The organism is Pseudomonas sp. URMO17WK12:I12 (assembly GCF_000514395.1).
Taxonomy (GTDB): domain Bacteria; phylum Pseudomonadota; class Gammaproteobacteria; order Pseudomonadales; family Pseudomonadaceae; genus Aquipseudomonas; species Aquipseudomonas mucoides.
Genome location: NZ_AZVV01000003.1, coordinates 542,304 through 563,789 on the forward strand (window position 1 = coordinate 542,304; position 21,486 = coordinate 563,789).

The window sequence follows — 21,486 nt, forward strand, 5'->3', positions numbered from 1 at the left end:
ACCACCGTCAACCGACCAAGCTCGCCGTTGAACGCAGCATCGCGAAAGCATGGATAATCTGGTCGATCTGATCAGGGGTGTGGGCAGCACTGACGCTGCATCGAACCAGCGTCACGCCCGCAGGGGTCGCAGGCGGCAGTACCAAGTTGACGTAGACACCGTGCTTAATCAGCGCATGCCAAAACTGTAGGCCTTGTTCTTTGGTACCCACCATGACGGGTACGACCGGGCTGACATTCGGGCCTAACGAATAGCCGAGCTTCTCCAGCCCTCGGTACAGACGATGGGCGTTGCTCCAAAGCTGATCTCGAAGCTCGGGACGTGTCGCGATCGAACGCAGTGTTGACCGAACCGACGCGATGGCCGAAGGCGACGGTGATGCTGTAAAGATGTAAGGTCGACTTGCATAACGCAGTATTTCCATACTGCTGCTCTTGCCTGCTGCAAAACCACCAATCGCTGCCAGACTTTTGCTAAAGGTGCCCAGCAGAATGTCGACCTCGCTCTCTACACCGAGTGCTTCGGATAGACCTCGTCCATTGGCGCCCATAACTCCGAAGGAGTGGGCCTCGTCAACAAGCAGATATCCGCCAAGCCTTCCCTTGACCTCAACGATTTCTCTGAGCGGCGCGGTATCTCCTAACATGCTGTAGATACCCTCTACGATAATCAGCGCATGTTTGGCACGCTCGCCCAGACGATGCATCCGTCGTTCGAGATCTTTGGCATCGTTATGCTGAAACCGGATAATTTCAGCGCCGCCCAGCGCACACGCGTCATAGATACTGGCATGACAATCTGCATCCAGAAGCACCACCTCCCCTGGCCCGGCCAACGAACCGATTACCCCCAGGTTCGCTACATATCCTGTGGAGAATACGATGACTGAAGGCCGATTTAGAAAAGCCGCAAGCTCAGCCTCCAGCGCTATATGGCCGCCATAACTACCGTTGGCCATTCGCGACCCCGTGGTGCCCGTGCCTTCAGCGTTCAGCGCCTGTTGAGCGGCCACAATGGCGTCCGGATCAAACGTCAGTCCCAGGTAATTGTTTGTTCCTGCGAGGATGACTCTTTGATCGCCTATGCGCCCCTCGGTAGGCGAATACACCGCATCAATGCATGTACCAAATGGACTCGGCGCCGCATTCTGCAAACTGGAACGCTCGGCTGCCAGGCGGTTGAAACGGTCATACAACCCCATAGCTTTTCTCCACATAGGCCACCAGAGAACTGGCCAGCTGTTGCGGGGTTCTGACGTCCATCAATATGTTGATGGGAATGGACAGGTCGTACTCGTCTTCCAGTTTCATCAACAGGTCCATCATTTTGACGGACTCCAACCCCAAGTCGTTAACCATGTCACTCTCGGCGAAAACTTCTTCCGATACCGGGACCATTTCCCGCAGGCATACCAGGACATTTTTTAGAATCGTATCTAGCGTAACCATGGCCAACCTCTTGAGCGTTTGATTTGACGCGTTTTTAGAACAGCCTGTCTTTCAGTGCGCGACGCAGCATGATCTGGGGTACCCACCCAATGGCATCGGTAATGCCAGCGTTGCTGCATTCCCAATTGTCGTGAACAAGCTCTTTGACCTTGCTGGTCGTAAGCATCGGCTCGCCGGGAATCAGGTAGGATAAAATGAGGTTCAGTTGCGCCAGGCTGTTCAGCGCGCCACGAGGAATGGTCATCTGCCGCACAGGCGCGCTGCGTATATCAGCCCCGATACTCGCCAAGCCGTTCCAGCTGTATCCACCTAACGTGCCATCGCTGATCTCATACGTCGCAGGTATCACCAACGGTGTAGTGATCCATTGCAATACGGCTGCGGTGAGATCAAACACATGGACGAAACTCAAATGCGAGTCGCTCGCGCTCAACCTAATCAACAGCCCACGCAACAACCAGGAAAACAAAGGCTGCAGCTCTCGATCGCCCGGACCATACACAGCGGTAGGTCTGAAAATACCGACGTTGATGTTTCCTGCCTCATGAAGAATTTCTTGCTCCGCGTTAAACTTGGAATTCGAGTACCAGGAAAGCTCAGGATGACGCGCGGCCAAGGACGACATATGAAGAAATCGCTCGCAGTCTCCGCCGACACGTGCGGCCTTTATGACTCGACGGCTACCGTCGACATTGGTGACATGAAAGCCAGATTCATCCCGCCCTCTGACAGCACCTGCGCAATGGACAACCATGCGTGCGCCCATCACAAGCTCAGCAAGTGATCGTGAGTTTTCCAGCGAGCCTCGCACCCAATAAATACCATTGCACAAACCCGACCGCGTCCTGCTCAACGCGCGGACATTGAATCCTTGGGCTACCAACACTCGCCCGATCGGGCTACCGATGAATCCGCTCCCTCCGGTCAGGGCCACCGTCATTACCATCACGCGGAACCTGCGGCAGCGAGGGTCTCCTGGCGCACCACCAACTGACTGAGAAAGCGCTTACGCGCTTCAGCTCGCGCAGGCTTGCCTGATGAGGTTCGAGGAATGCTATGTGGTGGAACGAGCTCGATCATGGGTGAGAGCCCGAACTCACTATGGATCTTGGCAAACAAGGTGTGCAGCAGTAATTCGCGCGCCTCTTGAGCAACGATTCGACATTGCACCTGCACTACCACCGATGTCTCCCCGTTGTTCTGCACAATGAACACGATGGCGTCTCCTGGCCTGACCTCCGGCTCTGATTCGGCGACCAGCTCGATATCCTGGGGCCAGATGTTCCTGCCCCGGATGATGATCAGGTCTTTCTTGCGCCCGGTGACATACAAGTCACCGTCAAGCAGATAACCCAGATCACCGGTGTCCAGCCATCGTGTAACTTCAAGCTGCTGTTTCGACTCCTGATCCTCAAAGTACCCTGCCATGAGGCTTGGGCCAGAAATGACAATTCGACCAATACATCGCTCGGCGAGTGCATGACCCGTGTCATCTAGCACCTGTAGTTGATGGCCCGGCAGAGGGCGGCCACAATTAACAAATGTGCTGACGGCCACGGATTGCTCAGTGGCTTTAACTGCCCGCCCTTCTAGTTCCAGAATGTCCCGGTCCACCCGATCAACCTGCCCGCCAGCACCAGGCGCTGCGAAGCTGACGGCCAACGTATTTTCAGCCAGGCCATAACATGGCATGAACGCGCTGGCTTTAAAGCCCGCTGGAGCAAAGTGCTCGGCGAAGCGGTTCAGCGTGGAAATCGCAATGGGCTCAGCGCCTACACCTGCCACCCGCCACCACGAAAGATCAAGGCTTTCTACCTCGGCAGTACTACAGCGTCGCACACACAAGTCGTACCCAAACGGCGGCGCAACAGACACAGTGCCTCTGTTACGGCTCATCAGGCTCAACCATTGCTTGGGGCGCATGGCGAAATCCCGTGTCTGCAGGTAGTCAACCGATAGTTGAGTGGCGACCGGAGTCAGGACGAAACCAACCAACCCCATATCGTGGTAATACGGCAACCAGGAAATGCAGCGATCGTGGGGTTGCAGCCCGATCCCATGAAGACTGATGCCTCGAAGGTTAGCCATTACCGACCGCTGTGTTACGACCACACCTCGAGGAAAGCGGGTACTGCCCGAGGTGTATTGCAGGTAGGCGATATCATCCGACTGCGGACGCACGAGTTTGACGTCAAACATGCCGAGCGCTTCGACCGAATCAAAGTCACCAGAGAATTTCAGAGCGGTAGGATCTACAGCCTCACCCACAAACGGCAGCCACTCTCGGCCACCGATAATTGCAGAAGGAGAACAACTGGCCAACAACCCTCGCAGCTTTTCAACGTACGCATGATGGTGCCCTACCCCTGCGGGAATAGGCAGTGGCACTGGGATCAGACCTGCGTATTGGCACGCAAAAAAAGCTTTAACAAAGCAAGGTGTCGTGTCTGCGATAAGCCCTACACGGTCGCCCTTTCTTAGGCCAATACCCAGTAACTTCTTCGCCGCTACAACGGCTCGAGCCTGCAATTGTCTGTACTCAACAACGGCCACCAGATGACAACGTCGGTCGTAGAAGTTCATGCCCGTCTGCCCGAGCGCTGCGTAGTCAAGCGCTTCGGTGAGCGAAGAAAAGTCCGCAAAACGTTGAGGCAGTGAACGCACAGCACTTGTCTCTGACAAATAGAGAACGGTCATAGGTCTGAGCTCTTTATCAGGCGCACCACTAAATCTCGCGCTAGGTTTTAGGTCACGACATGCACGGGAGGAAACTTTGCACTACGCAATTAGCGAACAAACCAAAATCATGCTCACCAACCGACAAATCGTATGAATACCTGGACATTTTTAATTTTTCCGCCTGGGCGTCCTTGCTATAAAAACGCATAAAACCGACCTACAGCCGCTGACAAGTACTGTCATTGAAGACCCGTCTTCGAACATATCATTCAGATGAAAATAGCCAGACCACTACAAACCAGCCTGCCAACTTAGGATGTAACCATAGCCAAGGCACACCATGCTCAATACATGGCTACCCTAGGAACCATGCGCCTAAAAGCTACCGTAAAACGGAGCTTTAAGAAAAGGATCACTCCACTCTTTGGCTCTAGGGCCAATCGGTTTCATAGCGCTATATATAGCCGTATCAAAATATTTCAGCAACAGCTAAATACAGTTTTCAAGCACCCTACCTCAATGGTACACAGACATGCGAATTGACTCCCTCTCATTTATGCAGAAAACAAATAACAGCCATGGACAAAATGAATTCATTAATAAAAACAACAATAGTTAAAAGTCAGCAAGATCTTGATATCTTTATTTCACTTCCTGGAGTGCTATATAAAAATGATCCCTGCTGGATTGAGTCGCTGCACTTAGAACGGCGTGAACACCTGTCGAAAAGGAACCCAACTTCTGAACACATTAGCTGGCAAGCTTGGATCGCAACATGCGAAGGCGTACCTGTGGGTCGCATCCTCGCTCAGATCGATACGCTGCACCAAGAGCTCCATGGTGCAGACACTGGTCATTTCGGGATGCTCGATGCAATCGACGATCCGGAGGTATTTCTCAGCTTACTCTCCACCGCTGAAGCGTGGCTGCATATGCATGGAGTCAAGCAGATTACTGGGCCGTTCAGTATGAATATCAACCAAGAGAGCGGCTTGCTGGTTGAGGGTTTTGATACACCTCCTTCGGCTTTCATGAATCATCACCATCCTTACTACCAAACACACCTGCATGCGCTGGATTACCGCAAAGCCATCGACCTTCTGGCTTACTGGATGCGTACCGACGAGCTGAACTTTCCGACACCCCTTCAGAAGATGATGAATCGCGAACGCTCCCAGATTCGTATCAGAATGCTGGACAGGTCGAGGTTCAACGAGGAGATGCAAACGCTGCGCAATATTTTCAATGACGCCTGGGCAAATAACTGGGGCTTCGTACCCTTCACCGAAAGGGACTTCGGCGACATGGGTACGCAACTAAAACTCCTGGTACCAGACGACCTCATCTACATCGCTGAAATTGACGATGAACCTTGTGCGTTCATCGTTGCCATGCCGAACATCCATGAAGCAATCGCCCCCCTCAAAGGCAAGCTTTTACCTTTTGGCTGGCTTCGGTTGCTTTGGAAATTGAAGGTTACCGGCATTCGAACTGCGCGAGTTCCATTGATGGGCGTCAGGCAACGCTACCAGTTCAGTAGGCAGGGGCCGGTATTGGCGTTGCTGCTGATCGAGGCGCTCAAAGCCCCCTTTGTCAGACGCAAACTCAATGCTTTGGAGATGTCATGGATTCTTGAAACGAATACAGGTATGCGCACGATTCTTGAACGCATTGGTGCAACAGCCTACAAACGGTATCGACTCTATGAAAAGAACATCTGAGCCGGTGCGCTTTTCAGCGCTTGTATTGGCAGGTGATCGACATGCCAATGATCCCGTAGCAGCTATGAGTGGTTTGGGGTGCAAGGCCCTCACGAAAGTCCAGGGTATACCGATGCTTCATCGTGTACTGGCTGCCTTGAGAGCGAGCGATCGCATTAGTGAAATTACTCTGGTGGGTCCTTCGCGCCAGGCTTTGGACAATGACCTGCGCATGCACACACTTTTGGGACGCGGAGAAATTTTCGCACTGGAACCTGCGTCCACGCCCAGTGCCAGCGCGTTATTGGGACTACAGCATGTCAAAACCCGACCCTTATTTGTCACGACCGCTGACCATGTTCTTCTGAGCCCGGAGATCGTTGACTATTTTCTTGATCGTTCGCGCCACAGCGGTTGCGATGTTTCAGTTGCTGTAACGCCATTGGAAACGGTAACGACAATGTTTCCAGGACATCGTCGCACAGCAATCAAACTCAAGGGTGGCCCCTATTGCGGCAGCAACATGTTCGCGTTCATGACACCGGAAAGCGAGAAACTCGCCGCATTCTGGCGATCTGTCGAAGAGCAGCGCAAAAGTCCGAGAAAGGTGATTGCAAGTGCCTTGGGGTTGGCCGCGACCTTGAAGTACCTCATGGGGACGCTATCGCTCGAACAGGCGCTACAGCACATCTCATCAATGGTCGGATTGAAGATCGGCGCTGTCCTCATGCCATTTGCTGAAGCTGCCGTAGACGTCGACTCCGTTAGTGATCACGCGCTGGTAGAACACTTTTTATCGGAGCGAGAGCGTTGATCGGAAAGCTCTTTTAACTGCCTGATAAATCCTAAGCCCCTTACGTTGTGATGCTTCGCCGAAGCCGCTAAGCCTCATGGCTCCGCGGAGGGGCAAATAGGAACAACTCATTGCACCGCCTGACCACAAGGCCCAGAAATGCTTTTGATCGAGCGCTACATCATTGCTGAAATTCGCCACCCTGTATCGATCATGGTGGGCATTCTCACGTTTGTATTCGCAAGCTATTCAGCGCAGCGCTATCTGACACAAGCGGCCAACGGCACTCTGGCTTTGCAATCAGTGATCGACATGGTGGTTTACAAGGTCATCATCGCGCTCGAAATGCTGGTGCCGGTCGCGTTGTACGCCTCGGTGGCCATTGCCATGGGCAGGCTGTACCACGACTCGGAGGTCACCGCTATTCTGGCCTCCGGTGCGAGCCCATTACGGCTCTATCGGGCCATCGCGTTGATCTCCACTCCGATCGCCATCGCCGTGACAGTCCTATCAGTCTACGGACGCCCGTGGGCGTATACCCAGACCTATCGCCTGGAACAGGAGTCCAAGGCTGATCTGGACGTGAATCATCTATTGAATCAACGATTCAATCTCAACCCCGACAACGGCCGAATGATTCTCGCAGAACAGGTTGACCACGAATCAGGCAACCTGAAAAACACCCTCATCTACGATCCGGGCGAAGGGAAGACTCGTGTCTTTCGCGCCAATCTTGCGAAGGTGGTCGACCCTAATCCAGATGATCCGATAATCGCGATGACGAACGGGACATCCTACACGCTGCAGCATGCGGGAACGAAGGACATTACGCTCCTTTTCAATACCATGGCGCTGCACATGAAGCCCATCGAAACGGAGGAAAACAACAAGCGCAAAGGAACATCGACAGAACTGCTGAACGCGTCTTCCCTGCCGAAAGACAAAGCAGAATTACAATGGCGCGAAACACGCGGTATCTGTGCATTTCTCCTCGCGCTACTCGCTGTCCCCTTGAGTCGAAGTGCGCCACGCAAAGGTCGCTTCTCAACCTTGCTCCCCGTCAGCATGCTGTTCGTAATCATCTTCTACGCCGGCAACATCTGTCGGACGCTAGTGGCCAATACCACCATCGCGCTTACACCTGGCGTCTGGCTGATGCCGTTGCTCATGGCATTGGGAGTTCTTGCGTTCATGGCCCGAGATTTGTCTCTGTTGCGTCAGCGTTCGAAATGAAAATAGCGAGCTCGTACCTCATTCGTAATGTCCTCATCGGGTTCGTCGCGGCAGCAGCACTGCTACTCCCCTTATTTACCACTTTTGACTTGATCAATGAGCTCGAAGATGTGACGTCCGATGGCTATCGGTGGAACCAGGCACTTATGGTTGTGCTGATGACACTGCCCAGACGCGCTGTTGATCTGAGTCCCTTCATTGCGTTGCTGGGAGGCATCGTCGGATTAGGCCAACTAGCAACCACGCAAGAATTGACAGCGATGCGCACGGCCGGCTTCTCAATCGTGCGCATCGCAACCACTACCGTTGTAGCCGGTTTGATTTTCGTCGTAATGATGGGAGTCATAGATGAATGGGCTGCATCGCCACTGCAACAGCGCGGCGTATTCATCAGAAACGAAGCCCTGGCCGTTTCAGGTGAGTCCACAAAGCCCAACGGTAGCATCTGGGCAAGGCGAGGCAATGAGGTGGCGCGAATCGGCGCGATGACGCGGCACAACACTCCAGTCAGCATCGAGATCTTTCGCTACGCCCCAGACATGAGCCTTAAATATTACGTTTTTGCCGACAGTGCTGACACCCGTCCGGACGGAACCTGGTTGCTCAAGAATGCCCAGATCCGGGAGTGGAAACAGACCGATGAAAGCATTAGTCAGCAAGAGTATCTCGTGTGGCAGTCGGTGTTTTCAGAACGACGCTTGAAAGAATTGACCCTGCCAACTGACAGCTTCTCCGTGATTCAGCTTTATCACTACATCAAGTTCTTGGCCAGTTCTGACCAACCTACGGCGGAATATGAGATGGCTATTTGGCAAAAACTCGGACGTCCAGTTCTGACACTGGCAATGATCCTTTTTGCGGTGCCCTTCACGTTCGTTCAACAGCGCTCTCCCGGGTTAGGTGGGCGCTTGGCGATCGGAGCCGTATTAGGCCTACTGATCTATGTGAGTAATCAGATCATAGCCAATCTCGGTTTGTTGTTCGCGGCCAACCTCATGCTGACCACACTACTGCCATCGTTCGCTTTGCTTGGCATCGCCATGATGCTCGTACATCGATTCGACCGGGTGAGCTGATGAGCTGATGAGCACAATACCTTCAGTTAACCGGCACGACTGCTTTGTTCCATCCATCACAACCGCAGGTTATTCCAATGATTGATCCGATAGCCCTCCCAAAGCATGTTGGAGTAGTTTTCAACCCCAAGAGCGGACATGTCAGTCGAAATCTCAAAACGCTTCGCAGGCTCGCGTTGCAGATACCGCAATCAATGGTCATCGAAGCTTCAAACCCTATCGAGATTGCAGAGGCGTTAGACACTTTCAACCTTGGGGTAAACGATCTGCTAGTGGTCATCGGCGGAGACGGCAGTCTTCAGGCTGCACTTACCGCCTCACTCAGACGCTCCATGAAATTGACGCCCCTCATTCTGGCGCTACCTGCAGGCACAACCAACATGAGTGCGGTTGATCTGGGGATGACCATGACACCGGCATCCACGCTTGAGGCGCTGATCAGTTGGCTCATAGGAACTGCCCCCCCACCCTCGGTCAGCACTCGATCAATCCTGCAAGTCTCCGATGCCGGTTCTGGCCTTCCACAATTCGGCTTGTTTTTTGGGGCCGGCGCGATCATCGATGGCGTCAGATACTTCCACTCCCAAGTGCGCCCCAAGAACATACGGGGCGCTTTGGGCCCGGCTTTCACCTTTATGCGCATGCTGCTTTCCTTGTTTCGACGCAATGAGCAAGATATCAATTTAGCTACACGGGCAGGCCTGCAACTGCAGCATCAATACCTTTATTCCCCATGGCTACTGATCCTCGCCACTACGCTTGATAAGCTGTTACTCAAGAGCACACCCTACTGGGGGCTTGAGCGAGCACCGATGCATTTCACCGCAATCGCCCATCACGCACCGCGTCTTCTCTCATCTCTCCCATTCCTGTTGCGTGGCAAATCCAACGCAGCCATGCAGGAAAGCCGAGCATATGTCAGCCAGAACCTGACTCATGCCGCTATTCACAACCTCAGCGAATACCTTTTGGACGGGGAGCTTTTTGCGACCCGCAGTCCACTATGTCTATCGGCAGATGTTAGCGCTCGATTCATCCTATTTGATGCCGAGTCACGCAATGCGTAGCACACGACTGGTCGAGCCCGCACAAGCATTACTGCAAAGCGTGAATCAAGAAAGTTCACGTCCGGTGGCATCGGACCTTCTGACGATCACCGAAACGCTACAAGCACGATTTGGTACGGCGCTGATGGCGCTGCTGTTCTATGGCTCGTGTCTTCGTGATGGAAATCTGCAGGACAGCCTGGTCGATATCTATGTGCTACTGGATGACTACACCAACGTACGTATGGGTCTTTTATCCGGATTGGCCGGTCGGTGCCTACCGCCCACTGTCTTCCTACTCAAATCACCAGCATCAGGTGGCGGGCTCTTGCGCGCAAAGTGTGCTTTGGTAACCCTGAAAGACTTCGAAAAAGGAACATCGATCTGGTTTCACAGCTATTTGTGGAGCAGGTTTTCGCAACCCTCCAGGCTTGTGTATTACCAGAACGAAATTATCAGATCACGCATCCATTATGCGTTGAGTCGAGCAGTGATAAGGATGGTGTCCGAAGCTGCCCCCGTTGCACACTCCACCCTCTCAAGTACTGAACTCTGGGAGCACGCCCTGTCGCTAACCTATGCGACTGAATTGCGGCCTGAGAAATTGAGCCGGTCGAGAGAGATCGTCAGTGCAAACGCCGAGTACTTTATCCAGATGACACGCGGAGCCGCCGCCTCGATACCTGATCTGAGCCCAGTTGAAGGTCGACGGGAAGTGTTCATGTACAGCGGCGATATATCGGAAAGGCAACACTGCCGATGGAAATGGAAAGTCAGGCGTCTGCAAGGTCGTATGCTGAATATCTTGCGGCTGATCAAGGCTCTTTTTACATTTGAAGGGGCTGTCGACTACGTCCTCTGGAAGCTTGAAAGACATCTGGGTGAACCGATCAAGGTCAGCCCATATTTGCACCGATATCCGCTCATTTTCTGTTGGCCTTTGCTATGGCGATTGCTGCGTAGTCGGCGCCTTCGCTGATCAACGTTGCTCGCGCACCAGCTCAATAAAGAGCTCAAGATAAAACAACTCCTGCTGATTATATATCAGCACGATCAATCATAAGATTAAGCTTATTATTCTTCGAACTTATCGTCGTTGATCCGCGACCTAACCATTCCCCCGATGCAGGCTTCCCATTTTTTGAGACCCTAGCAGTCACCTGAATCGCTCCCGCTCGCGATAAAGTACTGCTGATGATCATCGCGTCCGCGTCTGAAAACTCTAGTTCTGCAGGAAGGTTGGAGACCTTCAACCGCTTAGCTGCAAGAGGTACTTTTGACCCCGAAATCGTCTGAACAAACACGAACACACTGTCATTTAAACTGACCTTGTTTATAATTTCAGGAGAAATTTCAACCCGCACCCGAAGCAATATCGGGGATATATCAACTGCGCCAACATTGATCAAGTCGATGTTATTTTCTCCCTTTGAAGCACCTTTTTTTGCTTTTTTAATAGCCTCGATCAAAGCAGAGCGTGATGCATCATCAGGGCTCATTCTTGCCAATGTTTGATTCCAATATTTTAAGGCCTCTACATAACGCGTCTCTTCAAAGGCTGCCAATCCCAAGAGGCTTAAGCTCACTAGCTCACTCGGATCATTCGCTAGCGCTTCATCTGTCAGAGCTTGCATCGTCGCTGACCATTTTTTTCTATTTGAAAAATATAGCGCCTCAGCCCATCTACCTAGCAACTCTGGTCGACGTCCGGCCAATGACACCGTTCGCTCAAACATTTTGGCCGCATCCTCAGGCCGTCCCTGAGCCATGTAGTTTTGAGCCAGTAAATATGCGCTTTCAGCTGACTCTGGCTGCGCGTTAACCGCACGCTCTAAACGACTGGTCATTTGAGTCAATGAACCAGGTGGTTGGGCAAACTCGCGACTCAGCTCAACCTTGTCGCGGGCGCCAAAATGCAGGTACAAGCACAAACCGAGTACCGGAACCAGGATCGCCACCAACAACGGGAACGATTTACCCAGACGAGACTCGCGCGGCGCAGCAACACCCTCGGTGTCAGCCAGCAACTCACGCGCCGCTTCAGCGCGGCCAGTGTCCATTTGCGCAACATTGAGCACGCCCTCTTCCTGCTGCGTCTGTAACTCAGCCACACGCTCTTGATACAGCGCGACGTTCAGGGCAGTACGATCCTCTTCGAGCTGCGCGCGACGGCCACGCAGAACGGGGATCAACAGAAAACTCAGGGCAACCAGAATTAGCAGACCTGCTGCGAGCCAGAAATCTATCATTCTTGGTTTTTATCCAACAGGTGGTTAAAGCGCTCGCATTCCTCGGCTGAAAACGAGTCCGGGATTTCGGCACGATGTAAACGACGACGGACGATCACGGCGATGACCACGAAGCCGCCCAGCAGCAGGCCTGCGGGGCCGAACCAGAGCACAGCAGTCTTGGCGTTCAGAGCGGGTTTGTAGCGGACGAAATCACCGTATCGATCCACCATGAAATCGACGATCTGCTGGTTGTCCTTGCCTTCGCCGAGCATACGGAAAATCTCTTTGCGCAGGTCGGCGGCAATCGGCGCATTGGAATCGGCAATGTCCTGATTCTGGCACTTGGGGCAACGCAGTTCTTTGGTCAGCTCGCGGAAACGCTCGCGATCTTCGTCCCTGGCAAACTCATAGGTGTCGATGGCAGAGTGAGCTACATTGGCTACGCTCAAGCCGAGGATTACAGAGGCGAGCCAGCGCTTCATAGCCTGGCCTCATCGACCAGCGCCTGATACTTGGCCGCCAGTTTTTCGCGCCAGACCTGCTCGTCGATCACACCGACGTACTTGTCACGAATGATGCCCTTAACGTCAATGAAGAAGGTTTCTGGTGCACCGTACACGCCGAGGTTCAAGCCCAAGGTGCCTTCGTCGTCGCGGATGTTCAGTTGATACGGGTTATGGAATTCGTTCAGCCACTTCAAGGCGTCGGCGTTGGCGTCCTTGTAGTTGATGCCGTAGATCACCACGCCCTTCTCGGCCAGTTTGTTCAGCACCGGGTGCTCGACCCGGCAGGAAATGCACCAAGTACCCCAGACGTTGACCAGCACCGGCCTGCCAAGGATATCGGTGCGGGTCAAAGTCTTGTCGCCCTGCACCGCTGGCAGGGAAAACTCGGGAAACGGTTTGCCAATCATCGCCGAAGGTAACTCCGCCGGGTTCAGGTACAGGCCGCGATACAAGAAAACAGCGACCACTAAAAAGATCGTTAGCGGCAGCAGCATCAACCAACGTTTCATGCTGTGGCTCCACTCATGCCCAACGCTTCCCGCACACGGCTTTTGACCTTGACTCGATAACGCCGATCCAGCGCCGCCAGCAATCCGCCAAAACCGGTCAGCAAACCGCCGAACCAGATCCAGCGCACGAACGGTTTGACGTGCACGCGCACCGCCCAGGCGCCATCACCCAGCGGTTCACCGAGGGCGACGTAGAGGTCACGGGTGAAACCGGCGTCGATCCCGGCTTCAGTCATTACAGTGTTCTGCACGGTGTAAAGGCGTTTTTCCGGGTGCAATACAGTGACTTCCTTGCGGTTGCGGGTCACCCGGATGGTGCCCTCGTCGGAGCTGAAGTTCGGGCCTTCGAAGTGCTCGGCTCCTACGAAAATGAAGTGGTAACCGGCCAGGTCCATGGACTCGCCCGGCGCCAGGCGCAAGTCGCGCTCGGCACTGTTCTGGCTCGACAGCACGACACCGAGGGCACACACGGCGATACCGAGGTGCGCGATCTGCATGCCCCAGTAGCTGCGAGTCAGGGTCGGCAAGCCTTTGATCAGGCCTTTGTGGCGAGTCTTGTCGACGATGTCACGCACACCGGCCAGCAACACCCAGGCGGCGAGCATGAAGGTCGCGATCACCGCCCAGTTGAAATCGCCGTAAACGACGCCCGCCACCACGGCCAACGCGGCACTGCCGAGCAACACGGGGGTGAGCATGTTCACCAGCCATTTGACCGGGGTGTCTTTCCAGCGCACCAGCATGCCGACCGCCATCACCACCATCAGCAACCCCATCAACGGAATGAACAGCGCGTTGAAGTACGGCGGGCCGACCGACAGCTTGGCGCCGGTCATTGCATCAAGAATCAGTGGGTACAAGGTGCCCAGCAGAATCATCGATGCCGCCACCACCAGCACCAGGTTATTGCCCAGCAGCAGGGTCTCCCGGGACCAGAGGTTGAAGCCGACGTGGCTCTTCACCACCGGTGCGCGCAGGGCGAACAGCGTCAGCGAACCACCGACCACAAACAGCAGGAATATCAGGATGAACACGCCGCGCTCCGGGTCGGAGGCAAAGGCGTGCACCGAGGTCAGCACACCGGAGCGCACCAGGAAGGTACCGAGCAAACTCAACGAGAAGGCAGCGATGGCCAGCAACACGGTCCAGCTCTTGAACACGCCACGTTTTTCCGTGACCGCCAATGAGTGAATCAACGCGGTGCCCACTAGCCAAGGCATGAAGGAGGCGTTTTCCACTGGATCCCAGAACCACCAGCCGCCCCAGCCGAGTTCATAGTAGGCCCACCAGGAGCCTAAAGTGATGCCGATGCCGAGGAAGGCCCAGGCGACGATAGTCCACGGCCGCGACCAGCGCGCCCAGGCCGCATCGAGGCGACCGCCCAGCAGCGCAGCGATAGCGAAGGAGAAGACCACGGAGAAACCGACATAGCCCATGTACAGCATCGGCGGGTGCACGATCAGGCCGATGTCTTGCAGCAGGGGGTTAAGGTCGCGACCGTCCACCGGGACCTGCGGCAGAATGCGCGAGAACGGGTTGGAAGTGAGGATCAGGAATAGTAGAAAACCGGTACTGATCATGCCCATCACCGCCAATACGCGAGCGAGCATCACTTGCGGCAACTGCCGGGAGAACACCGACACAGCAAAGGTCCAGCTGCCGAGGATCAAGGCCCAGAGCAGCAATGAACCTTCATGCGCGCCCCACACGGCACTGAACTTGTAGTACCACGGCAAGGCGCTGTTGGAGTTAGTGGCTACATAGGCGACGGAAAAATCGTCGGTCATGAACGCATAAGTCAGCGCACCGAAAGCAAACAGCAAAAAGGCAAACTGCCCCCAAGCAGCCGGCTGGGCCAGCCTCATCCACAAACGGTCACCGCGCCAGGCGCCGAGCAACGGAATCACGGCCTGAACCAGCGCGAAACACAGCGCCAGGATCATGGCCAAGTGACCTAGTTCGGGGATGAAGATTCCAGCTGTCATCAGTTACCCCTCTTTAACAGAAACAGTTGCCGACTTACCGCTGTCTTTCAACGCCTTGGTCACTTCCGGCGGCATGTATTTCTCGTCGTGCTTGGCCAGGACTTCGTCGGCCACTACCACGCCCTCAACGTTGAGCTTGCCCAGGGCAACAATGCCCTGCCCTTCGCGGAACAGGTCCGGGAGGATGCCACGGTAGGAGATGGTCACGGACTTGTTTAAGTCAGTGACGATGAACTTCACGTCCAGCGAGTCATTGGAACGTTGCAGCGAGCCCTTCTCAACCATGCCGCCAGCGCGAATGCGCGTGTCATGGGGTGCTTCGCCGTTGGCGATCTGGGTCGGCGTGTAAAACAGGTTGATGTTTTCCCGCAAGGCACTCAGCACCAAGGTGGAAGCAGTGCCAATCCCTGCCACCATGCTTAGCACGAAAACCAACCGTAACTTATGGAGCTTACTCATGTGCTTTCCTCCCGCCGTAGTCTCCGAAACTCCTGCTGCAAATAACGTCGATGCGCCAAAAGCGGCAGTAGGACATTTATGGAAAGAACAAGAAAACAAACACCATAGGCTGACCAAACGAACAGGCCATGCTGTCCCATGTCAACGAAATCACTGAAGGAAGAAAAAATCATTGCTTTAGCCTCCTTGGATAGATGACCAAGTGACTTTTTAAAATCTCGTTTTGAACCCAACTAGTTCGAGACTCACGCCTTAGTAGTTCCAAACGAATGCGTAACAACAACACCGCGCCAAAAAAACAATAGAAGCCGAGCATAGTTAGTAACAAGGGAAGCCACATATCAGCCGGCATTGCCGGCTTTTCAGTAAGACTAAAGCTCGCACTTTGATGGAGCGTGTTCCACCATTCGACCGAATATTTTATGATAGGGATATTGATTACACCCACGATCGCCAATACGGCGCAAGCTTGAGCTGCACTATTACGGTTGGTGATCGCATTACCTAGTGCGATGAGTCCGAAATACAAGAATAACAAAATCAACATAGAAGTTAACCGTGCATCCCAAACCCACCATGAGCCCCAGGTTGGCTTACCCCAGATAGCCCCGGTGACCAGCGCTACTGCAGTCATCCACGCACCGACGGGGGCCGCGCACTGTAGAACGACGTCAGCAAGTTTCATTTTCCAAACGAGCCTGACTACTCCACACATCGCTAACATCACATAACACGACTGCGCAAGCATCGCGGCTGGAACGTGAACATACATAATACGAAAACTATTGCCTTGCTGATAATCCGGAGGAGCAAAGGCCAAGCCCCACACTACACCGGAAATGATCAGGAGTACGGCAAGCCCACTCAACCAAGGCAAAAAACGGCCGCTCAGCTCATAAAACCATTTGGGCGAACCTAACCGATAAAACCATTGAAATGCCATAACGATATGTCCGAATTATGAGTGCAATAACTGTCGTACACAAACAGCTATCGTAACAACGGCACGCAAGCGCATTACGAGATAACTTACTATTTACCGAACGTCGCGATATACGCAATGACATCACGACGAGCCTGTTCATCACTAATTTTTACAGTCATTCTCGTAGTAACCGACTCATCATGTACAACACTTTTGATGTAGTTCTGTGGATCCCCGAGCCAGCTAAATATTTTTTCTTTATCCCAACTAACCCCTGCCATCGACGCCTTCTGCAAACCGGTGTCATAAGAAAAATCCGTAACCGAGCCCATCTTCCGGCTCAACACACCCGTCAAATTCGGACCGATTCCATTAGTTGCAGCCGGCCCAACCTGATGGCAAATCGAGCATTGTTGAAAAACTATTTCACCATTTTTTGGATCGCCCTCCTGAGCAAACACCGACTCAACGGAAACAAGCGTCATCAAACCAATCAAAACTGAAACAGAGCAATTACTTGAAATGATTTTCATATAAAACTCCAATGCTAGTACGTACTAGTCGGTTCTACTGGAACGTCAAAAGGCGCTAAACTCAGGCACACTCAGCAGCATACAAAGCGAAACCGTAAGAAATTAACAATACGCCATGGAGATCTAAAAAGATCTTCCCTAGTAGCGAGGACGCATATATTTCCTGGTTCGCCCATCTTCTTTAAGAGTGCAACAGGTATGCCTTGCTAGATTTTATTCTCGGAACGTAACCCCCCAATGTCAAGCGATGCAGCCAACGAATGACAAAGTCCGCACGTTTTTGAAAGAGGTGCATCAGCACGTGCGCTAGCCTCCACTTCGCAGCATAACTAAACATCCGTGTCCTGGATCAGAAAATCTGCATTTTGCCTACTGGAGAACACACAATGAAAAGCCTGAGACTCAATACGGTAACTGCAATAGCAGTTACTACATGCATAGGATTATATGCCGCTGCTGCGCAATCCACAGAAGAATATCCTGATGTAAAAATCGGGCCAAAATTCAACGAAAAAGGTCAATTAATGCAACCTAAGGATTTTCGGCAGTGGGTATTTATCGGAGCCCCTATTACACCAAACGGACTAAACAACGGGAAAGCCGGCTTTCCTGAATACCATAACGTTTACGTAGAGCCAGCAGCTTTTGAATTCTATCGAAAAACAGGTACTTGGCCTGAAGGTACGATGATGGTAAAAGAATTACACCTGACTCAAAAAGGCCAGTTACCTGATGGGTCAAGCGTGGAGCCATCAGGAAGAGGCTATTTTCCGGGCGGCGGGCCCAGCGGTATGGATATATCAGTCAAAGACAGTAAACGCTTTGCAAAAACCAAAAACTGGGGCTTCTTCAATTTTGGTCACCACGCACCTCCATTCGAAGCAGTTTCTACTGAAGCACCGAAAGAATCTTGCGCCGGATGCCATATCGATAACGCCAAGGAAGATATGGTGTACGTCCAATTCTACAAGCCAATTCTGACCCCACTACCACTTCCTTAAACAAGGAAAAAACGGATCAAAAAAAATAAGCCTTATTTTATCAAAAAATAAGGCTTATTTTTCATTGGGTGCAGCCCTCCACAGCACACCTTTTAATTTTATCGCCCCCCCCTTCCCTAACTTTCAATTCTTCTGCACAGAACCTTAACCTGGATTGAGTTCAATATTCCCCTTTACCCTAAAATCCGCCTCTATACAGCAGAAAAAAAAGCGCAGGTTTTTGAAATATACCTATAAAACAATAGGTTACGATATCAGAAGCTTTAATAACGTTCAATTTAGGCGCTAACAAACATAAACCCCAGCATTCCGAACTGCTCGACGCCAATGTTGAAGCTAACAGAATCAAACTAAATGTGATCAGGGAAAATTGATGGTGCTTTGCACGCAAATGATTGACTTTTTAGCTGGAGATGAAAATCCGCTTGCGGCTGAGGATCAGAAAATTTTACGAAATTCGGTTATGGAACTTTGCGAATCTAATGTTTCAACAGGGTCAATCAAAGCTGGTGACCGCGCACCTGACTTCACTCTTGTCAGTATCGGGGGAGACGAAGTTCGCTCGGCTGATCTGGTTCGAAAGGGACCGTTGATAATTGTTTTTATCAGAGGGCTATGGTGCAAGTATTCGAACACAACGCTTACCGCTCTTGAGGCAATTAATAAGTCCATCATCAGCAGGGGCGCTTCAATTATCGCCATTTCACCACAAATACATTTTTCCAGCACTGACATGCAGAGAAAAGGCCTCCTGAGTTTTCCAGTGTTACGCGACACTCATAGTCGAGTCGCGCTGCAATTCCAAGTGACATGGCGCCTGTCTTACTTGCTGAAAAAAAAGTACCAAATGCTAGGCGCAGACCTTGATAAGTTGAACGGAGATGACAGTTATACGCTACCAATGGCTTCATTATTTATTATCGACAAACAAGGAATTATTGTATACTCAGAAGTTAATACAAATTATGTACAACCAATTAACGACGATGAACTTTTCTTAGTGCTGGACAATATGCCGCGGCTTCGAAAAGCTCGAGCGATGGAATAGCTGCTTACCCACTTCAGCGAAAACGAGATAAAAAATGCGACACCAAAGGCACATACAGTCAAAAAATGAAGCACACTTTCACCCTGTGGTCCTGGTCAGTGCACGCATTTTAAATTGTGAATCGCCGAGCAGCTACGTTGCAAACACCGGGCGCTTCACGTTAATCATTTTTCTAAGTGGTAACGGGCGCTTGGTTTTTAATACTGCGTCAGCCAGCATCGACGTAGAAGTAAAAGTAGGAACCACAGTACTTATCGGCGACATCGAAAAAAATCACACCATGTCGTGGGGCGCACCGAACAAATTTCTCGAAATCGCTATCGAAGACAGATTTGTATCTGCAGTAATAGCCGCTGTTACGCCAAGTAAAACGGCACTGTCAGACGTCATAGGGGTTTATGGCCCGGAAGCCGGGTTTGGCGCACTGGCAAAGCGTTTAGCAGAAAAAATGCACGGCCAACGGTATAGCAGTGCGAGCTTAGTAGCGGATGGCTATTATTGCGCTCCTGCCGCACGATTTCTGATCGCCATGATGGTTAGCATTCGGAACAATAAAATCGACAATAAACGGAACCAGAAGAACCTTCAGCTTCCCGAAAGGACATTGAAAGCTATTGTCGATTACATTGAAAATGAAATTTCATTCGCTATCAGTGTGTCAGAAATGGCCGAAATCGCAACACAGAGTAGATTCTATTTCGCTCGAACTTTTCGAGCAAGTACTGGCCGCTCCCCACATTCATATGTTTTAGACAGCAGGCTACGTCGGGCAGAGTTTTTATTATCTGAAACCGATATTAGTTTGTCGCAAATCGCAAACGACTCTGGTTTCAACTCCCAATCGCATTTCACGACGACTTTCAAGAAACGGATAGGTATTACGCCGGGTCAGTATCGAGATCTTCATCGTTGAAAATCTTAACAGGTAAAGAACTTTGGCCTACCAAAAACTATTAATAAACCTGGACAACAGGACTTAGTCTTTCTGATCAAAGGCCATAATATTGATCTTGGATTCTTCTAGTAGCCGCTTGATCATATTTTCTTGATCTTCGTAACTACCCTCTCCGAAGTAGACAAAGCGTATTTGCCCTTTAGCATCGATGAGGTAATGTGCAGGCCAGTACTGATTGTAAAAACTGCGCCAAATTGTATTGTTGTTATCAATGGCTACTGGGTAGGTAATACCGTACTCCTTCACTTTATTTTTGACGTTTTCAACAATACGCTCGAATCCATATTCTGGTGTATGTACACCAATTACCAACAAACCTTCTTTTCCATATTTTTCTGCCCAGAGCTTAACGAAGGGTAAATCTCGCTTGCAGTTGAGGCAATCAAAGGTCCAAAAGTCCAAAAGCACGACTTTGCCTTTTAACGAGTCGTTCGTAAGTGCAGGTGAATTAATCCATTCCACAGCGCCTGACAAAGAGGGCATGGCACCTAGGCTATTGTTTTTAGGTTGATCCTTTACTTGCCCAGGGAGATAGCTTGTCCATTCTGGTAAGTGTTTGAATACGCTTTTCTCGACATCACCGGCTCCTTTCGACAATGCTTCGGGCAGAAGCACGCTAACGGTACCGGTAGAGATCACTGCCGCACCAACTAACATTGCCACTCCCCCACCCCGCCGCATCCAGCCCGCTACCGACATCGACGGTTTAAAACGATTAACTATACCGCGCCCGGCGAAGATGAAAAAACCGAGAGACATCGCGCTACCTAAACCATAGGCTACTAACAGCAAGCTAGTGTCGACGCTGGCACCTTCAAGCATGGCACTTGTGAGAATCCCCCCTAGAATCGGCCCCGCACACGGCGCCCAGAGTAAACCAGTTGCAACACCGATTAACACTGAGCCAGGCATTCCTGATATTCCGCGCTTGATTGGATCGAGAACATTGGCAAGCAAAACAAAAGGTCGTGTTACCCAGTCACCAACTCGGGCAAACATTAGCGACAGTGCAAACAACACCATTACAATCAGGGCTACATGACGACCGACGTTGCTGGCACCTACAACCCACTCGGTACTGACCACCGCGAGACTGGATATCAACGCAAAAGTCAGTGCCATTCCGACAAGCGTCAGGAGTATCGATAACCGTGTGCGATTAGCGCCAGCGAATAGAAATGGTACTACTGGAAGAATACAAGGGCTAAGAACAGTCAACATACCGCCGAAAAAAGCAATAAACAACATGATCCACCCTTTTTAAATAAGGATATAGAAATGCTACTCAGGCAACCGACTTTATCGCATCGCGCGACAAAGTCGGTACTTTCACAGTCATGTTGACTGTCAATTAGCCAA

General features: G+C 51.8%; 22 protein-coding genes. 9 read left to right on the forward strand and 13 right to left on the reverse strand.

What is annotated here, in order from left to right:
* Positions 1 to 7: 7 nt before the first annotated feature.
* From D882_RS0102710 to D882_RS0102725, 4 genes are read right to left on the reverse strand one after another with little or no spacing between them, the layout of a single operon-like run.
* Positions 8 to 1,201, reverse strand: coding sequence for an aminotransferase class I/II-fold pyridoxal phosphate-dependent enzyme (locus tag D882_RS0102710; protein ID WP_027921802.1), 1,194 nt, complete (start codon positions 1,199 to 1,201; stop codon positions 8 to 10).
* Positions 1,188 to 1,448 carry an acyl carrier protein gene (locus tag D882_RS0102715; RefSeq protein WP_027921803.1) on the reverse strand — a complete coding sequence of 87 codons (261 nt, stop codon included), beginning with the start codon at positions 1,446 to 1,448 and terminating at the stop codon, positions 1,188 to 1,190. The genes D882_RS0102710 and D882_RS0102715 overlap by 14 nt, the downstream gene beginning before the upstream one ends.
* Positions 1,449 to 1,482: 34 nt before the next feature.
* Positions 1,483 to 2,388 carry an NAD(P)-dependent oxidoreductase gene (locus D882_RS0102720; RefSeq protein WP_256218284.1) on the reverse strand — a complete coding sequence of 302 codons (906 nt, stop codon included), beginning with the start codon at positions 2,386 to 2,388 and terminating at the stop codon, positions 1,483 to 1,485.
* 5 nt (positions 2,389 to 2,393) lie between these two features.
* Entirely contained in the window at positions 2,394 to 4,145 is a 1,752-nt protein-coding gene (locus D882_RS0102725; protein ID WP_027921805.1) for a fatty acyl-AMP ligase, read from the reverse strand.
* Between the two features lie 560 nt (positions 4,146 to 4,705).
* Here D882_RS0102725 and D882_RS0102730 point away from each other — a divergent pair.
* The 6 genes from D882_RS0102730 (at position 4,706) to D882_RS0102755 (ending at position 10,954) form a co-directional block, all read left to right on the forward strand.
* Complete coding sequence (locus D882_RS0102730; protein WP_027921806.1) at positions 4,706 to 5,848, forward strand: hypothetical protein; 1,143 nt, start codon at positions 4,706 to 4,708, stop codon at positions 5,846 to 5,848.
* Entirely contained in the window at positions 5,832 to 6,641 is an 810-nt protein-coding gene (locus D882_RS0102735) for a nucleotidyltransferase family protein (RefSeq protein WP_027921807.1), read from the forward strand. The genes D882_RS0102730 and D882_RS0102735 overlap by 17 nt, the downstream gene beginning before the upstream one ends.
* A gap of 138 nt (positions 6,642 to 6,779) precedes the next feature.
* Positions 6,780 to 7,853: an LPS export ABC transporter permease LptF gene (gene lptF / locus D882_RS0102740; protein WP_027921808.1), complete on the forward strand. Its 1,074-nt coding sequence runs from the start codon at positions 6,780 to 6,782 to the stop codon at positions 7,851 to 7,853.
* Positions 7,850 to 8,929 (forward strand): LPS export ABC transporter permease LptG, encoded by a 1,080-nt coding sequence (gene lptG / locus D882_RS0102745; protein ID WP_027921809.1) that lies wholly within the window; start codon positions 7,850 to 7,852, stop codon positions 8,927 to 8,929. The genes lptF and lptG overlap by 4 nt, the downstream gene beginning before the upstream one ends.
* Before the next feature lie 77 nt (positions 8,930 to 9,006).
* Complete coding sequence (locus D882_RS0102750) at positions 9,007 to 9,996, forward strand: acylglycerol kinase family protein (RefSeq protein WP_027921810.1); 990 nt, start codon at positions 9,007 to 9,009, stop codon at positions 9,994 to 9,996.
* Entirely contained in the window at positions 9,989 to 10,954 is a 966-nt protein-coding gene (locus tag D882_RS0102755) for a hypothetical protein (protein WP_256218285.1), read from the forward strand. The genes D882_RS0102750 and D882_RS0102755 overlap by 8 nt, the downstream gene beginning before the upstream one ends.
* A 58-nt stretch (positions 10,955 to 11,012) precedes the next feature.
* Here D882_RS0102755 and ccmI read toward each other — a convergent pair whose 3' ends face one another.
* The 8 genes from ccmI to D882_RS0102795 all read right to left on the reverse strand — a co-directional run bounded on the left by ccmI (position 11,013) and on the right by D882_RS0102795 (position 17,123).
* Complete coding sequence (gene ccmI, locus D882_RS0102760; RefSeq protein WP_027921812.1) at positions 11,013 to 12,224, reverse strand: c-type cytochrome biogenesis protein CcmI; 1,212 nt, start codon at positions 12,222 to 12,224, stop codon at positions 11,013 to 11,015.
* The gene (locus D882_RS0102765) at positions 12,221 to 12,688 is read right to left on the reverse strand and encodes a cytochrome c-type biogenesis protein (RefSeq protein WP_027921813.1); all 468 of its coding nucleotides are present in this window, start codon (positions 12,686 to 12,688) and stop codon (positions 12,221 to 12,223) included. Before D882_RS0102765 ends, ccmI begins: the two co-directional genes overlap by 4 nt.
* On the reverse strand, positions 12,685 to 13,221 hold the full coding sequence (locus D882_RS0102770) for a DsbE family thiol:disulfide interchange protein (protein ID WP_027921814.1): 537 nt from the start codon (positions 13,219 to 13,221) through the stop codon (positions 12,685 to 12,687). Before D882_RS0102770 ends, D882_RS0102765 begins: the two co-directional genes overlap by 4 nt.
* Positions 13,218 to 15,206, reverse strand: a complete 1,989-nt coding sequence (locus D882_RS0102775) for a heme lyase CcmF/NrfE family subunit (RefSeq protein ID WP_027921815.1) — start codon at positions 15,204 to 15,206, stop codon at positions 13,218 to 13,220. The genes D882_RS0102770 and D882_RS0102775 overlap by 4 nt, the downstream gene beginning before the upstream one ends.
* Before the next feature lie 3 nt (positions 15,207 to 15,209).
* On the reverse strand, positions 15,210 to 15,665 hold the full coding sequence (ccmE, locus tag D882_RS0102780) for a cytochrome c maturation protein CcmE (protein ID WP_027921816.1): 456 nt from the start codon (positions 15,663 to 15,665) through the stop codon (positions 15,210 to 15,212).
* A complete protein-coding gene (gene ccmD, locus D882_RS0102785) occupies positions 15,662 to 15,838 on the reverse strand; it encodes a heme exporter protein CcmD (RefSeq protein WP_027921817.1) in 177 nt (58 codons plus the stop codon). The genes ccmE and ccmD overlap by 4 nt, the downstream gene beginning before the upstream one ends.
* Complete coding sequence (locus tag D882_RS01000000130800; RefSeq protein WP_032833394.1) at positions 15,835 to 16,608, reverse strand: heme ABC transporter permease; 774 nt, start codon at positions 16,606 to 16,608, stop codon at positions 15,835 to 15,837. Before D882_RS01000000130800 ends, ccmD begins: the two co-directional genes overlap by 4 nt.
* An 89-nt stretch (positions 16,609 to 16,697) precedes the next feature.
* A complete protein-coding gene (locus D882_RS0102795) occupies positions 16,698 to 17,123 on the reverse strand; it encodes a cytochrome c family protein (RefSeq protein ID WP_027921818.1) in 426 nt (141 codons plus the stop codon).
* A 386-nt stretch (positions 17,124 to 17,509) separates the two neighbouring features.
* Here D882_RS0102795 and D882_RS1000000131780 point away from each other — a divergent pair, with 386 nt between their 5' ends.
* The 3 genes from D882_RS1000000131780 (at position 17,510) to D882_RS1000000133060 (ending at position 20,085) form a co-directional block, all read left to right on the forward strand.
* Entirely contained in the window at positions 17,510 to 18,124 is a 615-nt protein-coding gene (locus tag D882_RS1000000131780) for a cytochrome P460 family protein (protein WP_081743896.1), read from the forward strand.
* A 391-nt stretch (positions 18,125 to 18,515) separates the two neighbouring features.
* Positions 18,516 to 19,172 (forward strand): peroxiredoxin-like family protein, encoded by a 657-nt coding sequence (locus tag D882_RS0102800; RefSeq protein ID WP_177327589.1) that lies wholly within the window; start codon positions 18,516 to 18,518, stop codon positions 19,170 to 19,172.
* Positions 19,173 to 19,206: 34 nt separating this feature from the next.
* Positions 19,207 to 20,085, forward strand: a complete 879-nt coding sequence (locus D882_RS1000000133060; RefSeq protein WP_050590141.1) for a helix-turn-helix domain-containing protein — start codon at positions 19,207 to 19,209, stop codon at positions 20,083 to 20,085.
* Positions 20,086 to 20,148: 63 nt separating this feature from the next.
* Here D882_RS1000000133060 and D882_RS0102810 read toward each other — a convergent pair whose 3' ends face one another.
* A complete protein-coding gene (locus tag D882_RS0102810; RefSeq protein ID WP_027921820.1) occupies positions 20,149 to 21,375 on the reverse strand; it encodes a cytochrome c biogenesis protein/redoxin in 1,227 nt (408 codons plus the stop codon).
* Positions 21,376 to 21,486: the final 111 nt, after the last annotated feature.

What these genes read in the sequence shown, in the direction of transcription:
- D882_RS0102710 (WP_027921802.1), bottom strand. Translation starts at nt 1,201, where the DNA reads ATGGGGTTGTATGACCGTTTCAACCGCCTGGCAGCCGAGCGTTCCAGT.
- D882_RS0102715 (WP_027921803.1), bottom strand. Translation starts at nt 1,448, where the DNA reads ATGGTTACGCTAGATACGATTCTAAAAAATGTCCTGGTATGCCTGCGG.
- D882_RS0102720 (WP_256218284.1), bottom strand. Translation starts at nt 2,388, where the DNA reads ATGACGGTGGCCCTGACCGGAGGGAGCGGATTCATCGGTAGCCCGATC.
- D882_RS0102725 (WP_027921805.1), bottom strand. Translation starts at nt 4,145, where the DNA reads ATGACCGTTCTCTATTTGTCAGAGACAAGTGCTGTGCGTTCACTGCCT.
- D882_RS0102730 (WP_027921806.1), top strand. Translation starts at nt 4,706, where the DNA reads ATGGACAAAATGAATTCATTAATAAAAACAACAATAGTTAAAAGTCAG.
- D882_RS0102735 (WP_027921807.1), top strand. Translation starts at nt 5,832, where the DNA reads ATGAAAAGAACATCTGAGCCGGTGCGCTTTTCAGCGCTTGTATTGGCA.
- lptF (WP_027921808.1), top strand. Translation starts at nt 6,780, where the DNA reads ATGCTTTTGATCGAGCGCTACATCATTGCTGAAATTCGCCACCCTGTA.
- lptG (WP_027921809.1), top strand. Translation starts at nt 7,850, where the DNA reads ATGAAAATAGCGAGCTCGTACCTCATTCGTAATGTCCTCATCGGGTTC.
- D882_RS0102750 (WP_027921810.1), top strand. Translation starts at nt 9,007, where the DNA reads ATGATTGATCCGATAGCCCTCCCAAAGCATGTTGGAGTAGTTTTCAAC.
- D882_RS0102755 (WP_256218285.1), top strand. Translation starts at nt 9,989, where the DNA reads ATGCGTAGCACACGACTGGTCGAGCCCGCACAAGCATTACTGCAAAGC.
- ccmI (WP_027921812.1), bottom strand. Translation starts at nt 12,224, where the DNA reads ATGATAGATTTCTGGCTCGCAGCAGGTCTGCTAATTCTGGTTGCCCTG.
- D882_RS0102765 (WP_027921813.1), bottom strand. Translation starts at nt 12,688, where the DNA reads ATGAAGCGCTGGCTCGCCTCTGTAATCCTCGGCTTGAGCGTAGCCAAT.
- D882_RS0102770 (WP_027921814.1), bottom strand. Translation starts at nt 13,221, where the DNA reads ATGAAACGTTGGTTGATGCTGCTGCCGCTAACGATCTTTTTAGTGGTC.
- D882_RS0102775 (WP_027921815.1), bottom strand. Translation starts at nt 15,206, where the DNA reads ATGACAGCTGGAATCTTCATCCCCGAACTAGGTCACTTGGCCATGATC.
- ccmE (WP_027921816.1), bottom strand. Translation starts at nt 15,665, where the DNA reads ATGAGTAAGCTCCATAAGTTACGGTTGGTTTTCGTGCTAAGCATGGTG.
- ccmD (WP_027921817.1), bottom strand. Translation starts at nt 15,838, where the DNA reads ATGATTTTTTCTTCCTTCAGTGATTTCGTTGACATGGGACAGCATGGC.
- D882_RS01000000130800 (WP_032833394.1), bottom strand. Translation starts at nt 16,608, where the DNA reads ATGGCATTTCAATGGTTTTATCGGTTAGGTTCGCCCAAATGGTTTTAT.
- D882_RS0102795 (WP_027921818.1), bottom strand. Translation starts at nt 17,123, where the DNA reads ATGAAAATCATTTCAAGTAATTGCTCTGTTTCAGTTTTGATTGGTTTG.
- D882_RS1000000131780 (WP_081743896.1), top strand. Translation starts at nt 17,510, where the DNA reads ATGAAAAGCCTGAGACTCAATACGGTAACTGCAATAGCAGTTACTACA.
- D882_RS0102800 (WP_177327589.1), top strand. Translation starts at nt 18,516, where the DNA reads ATGATTGACTTTTTAGCTGGAGATGAAAATCCGCTTGCGGCTGAGGAT.
- D882_RS1000000133060 (WP_050590141.1), top strand. Translation starts at nt 19,207, where the DNA reads ATGCGACACCAAAGGCACATACAGTCAAAAAATGAAGCACACTTTCAC.
- D882_RS0102810 (WP_027921820.1), bottom strand. Translation starts at nt 21,375, where the DNA reads ATGTTGTTTATTGCTTTTTTCGGCGGTATGTTGACTGTTCTTAGCCCT.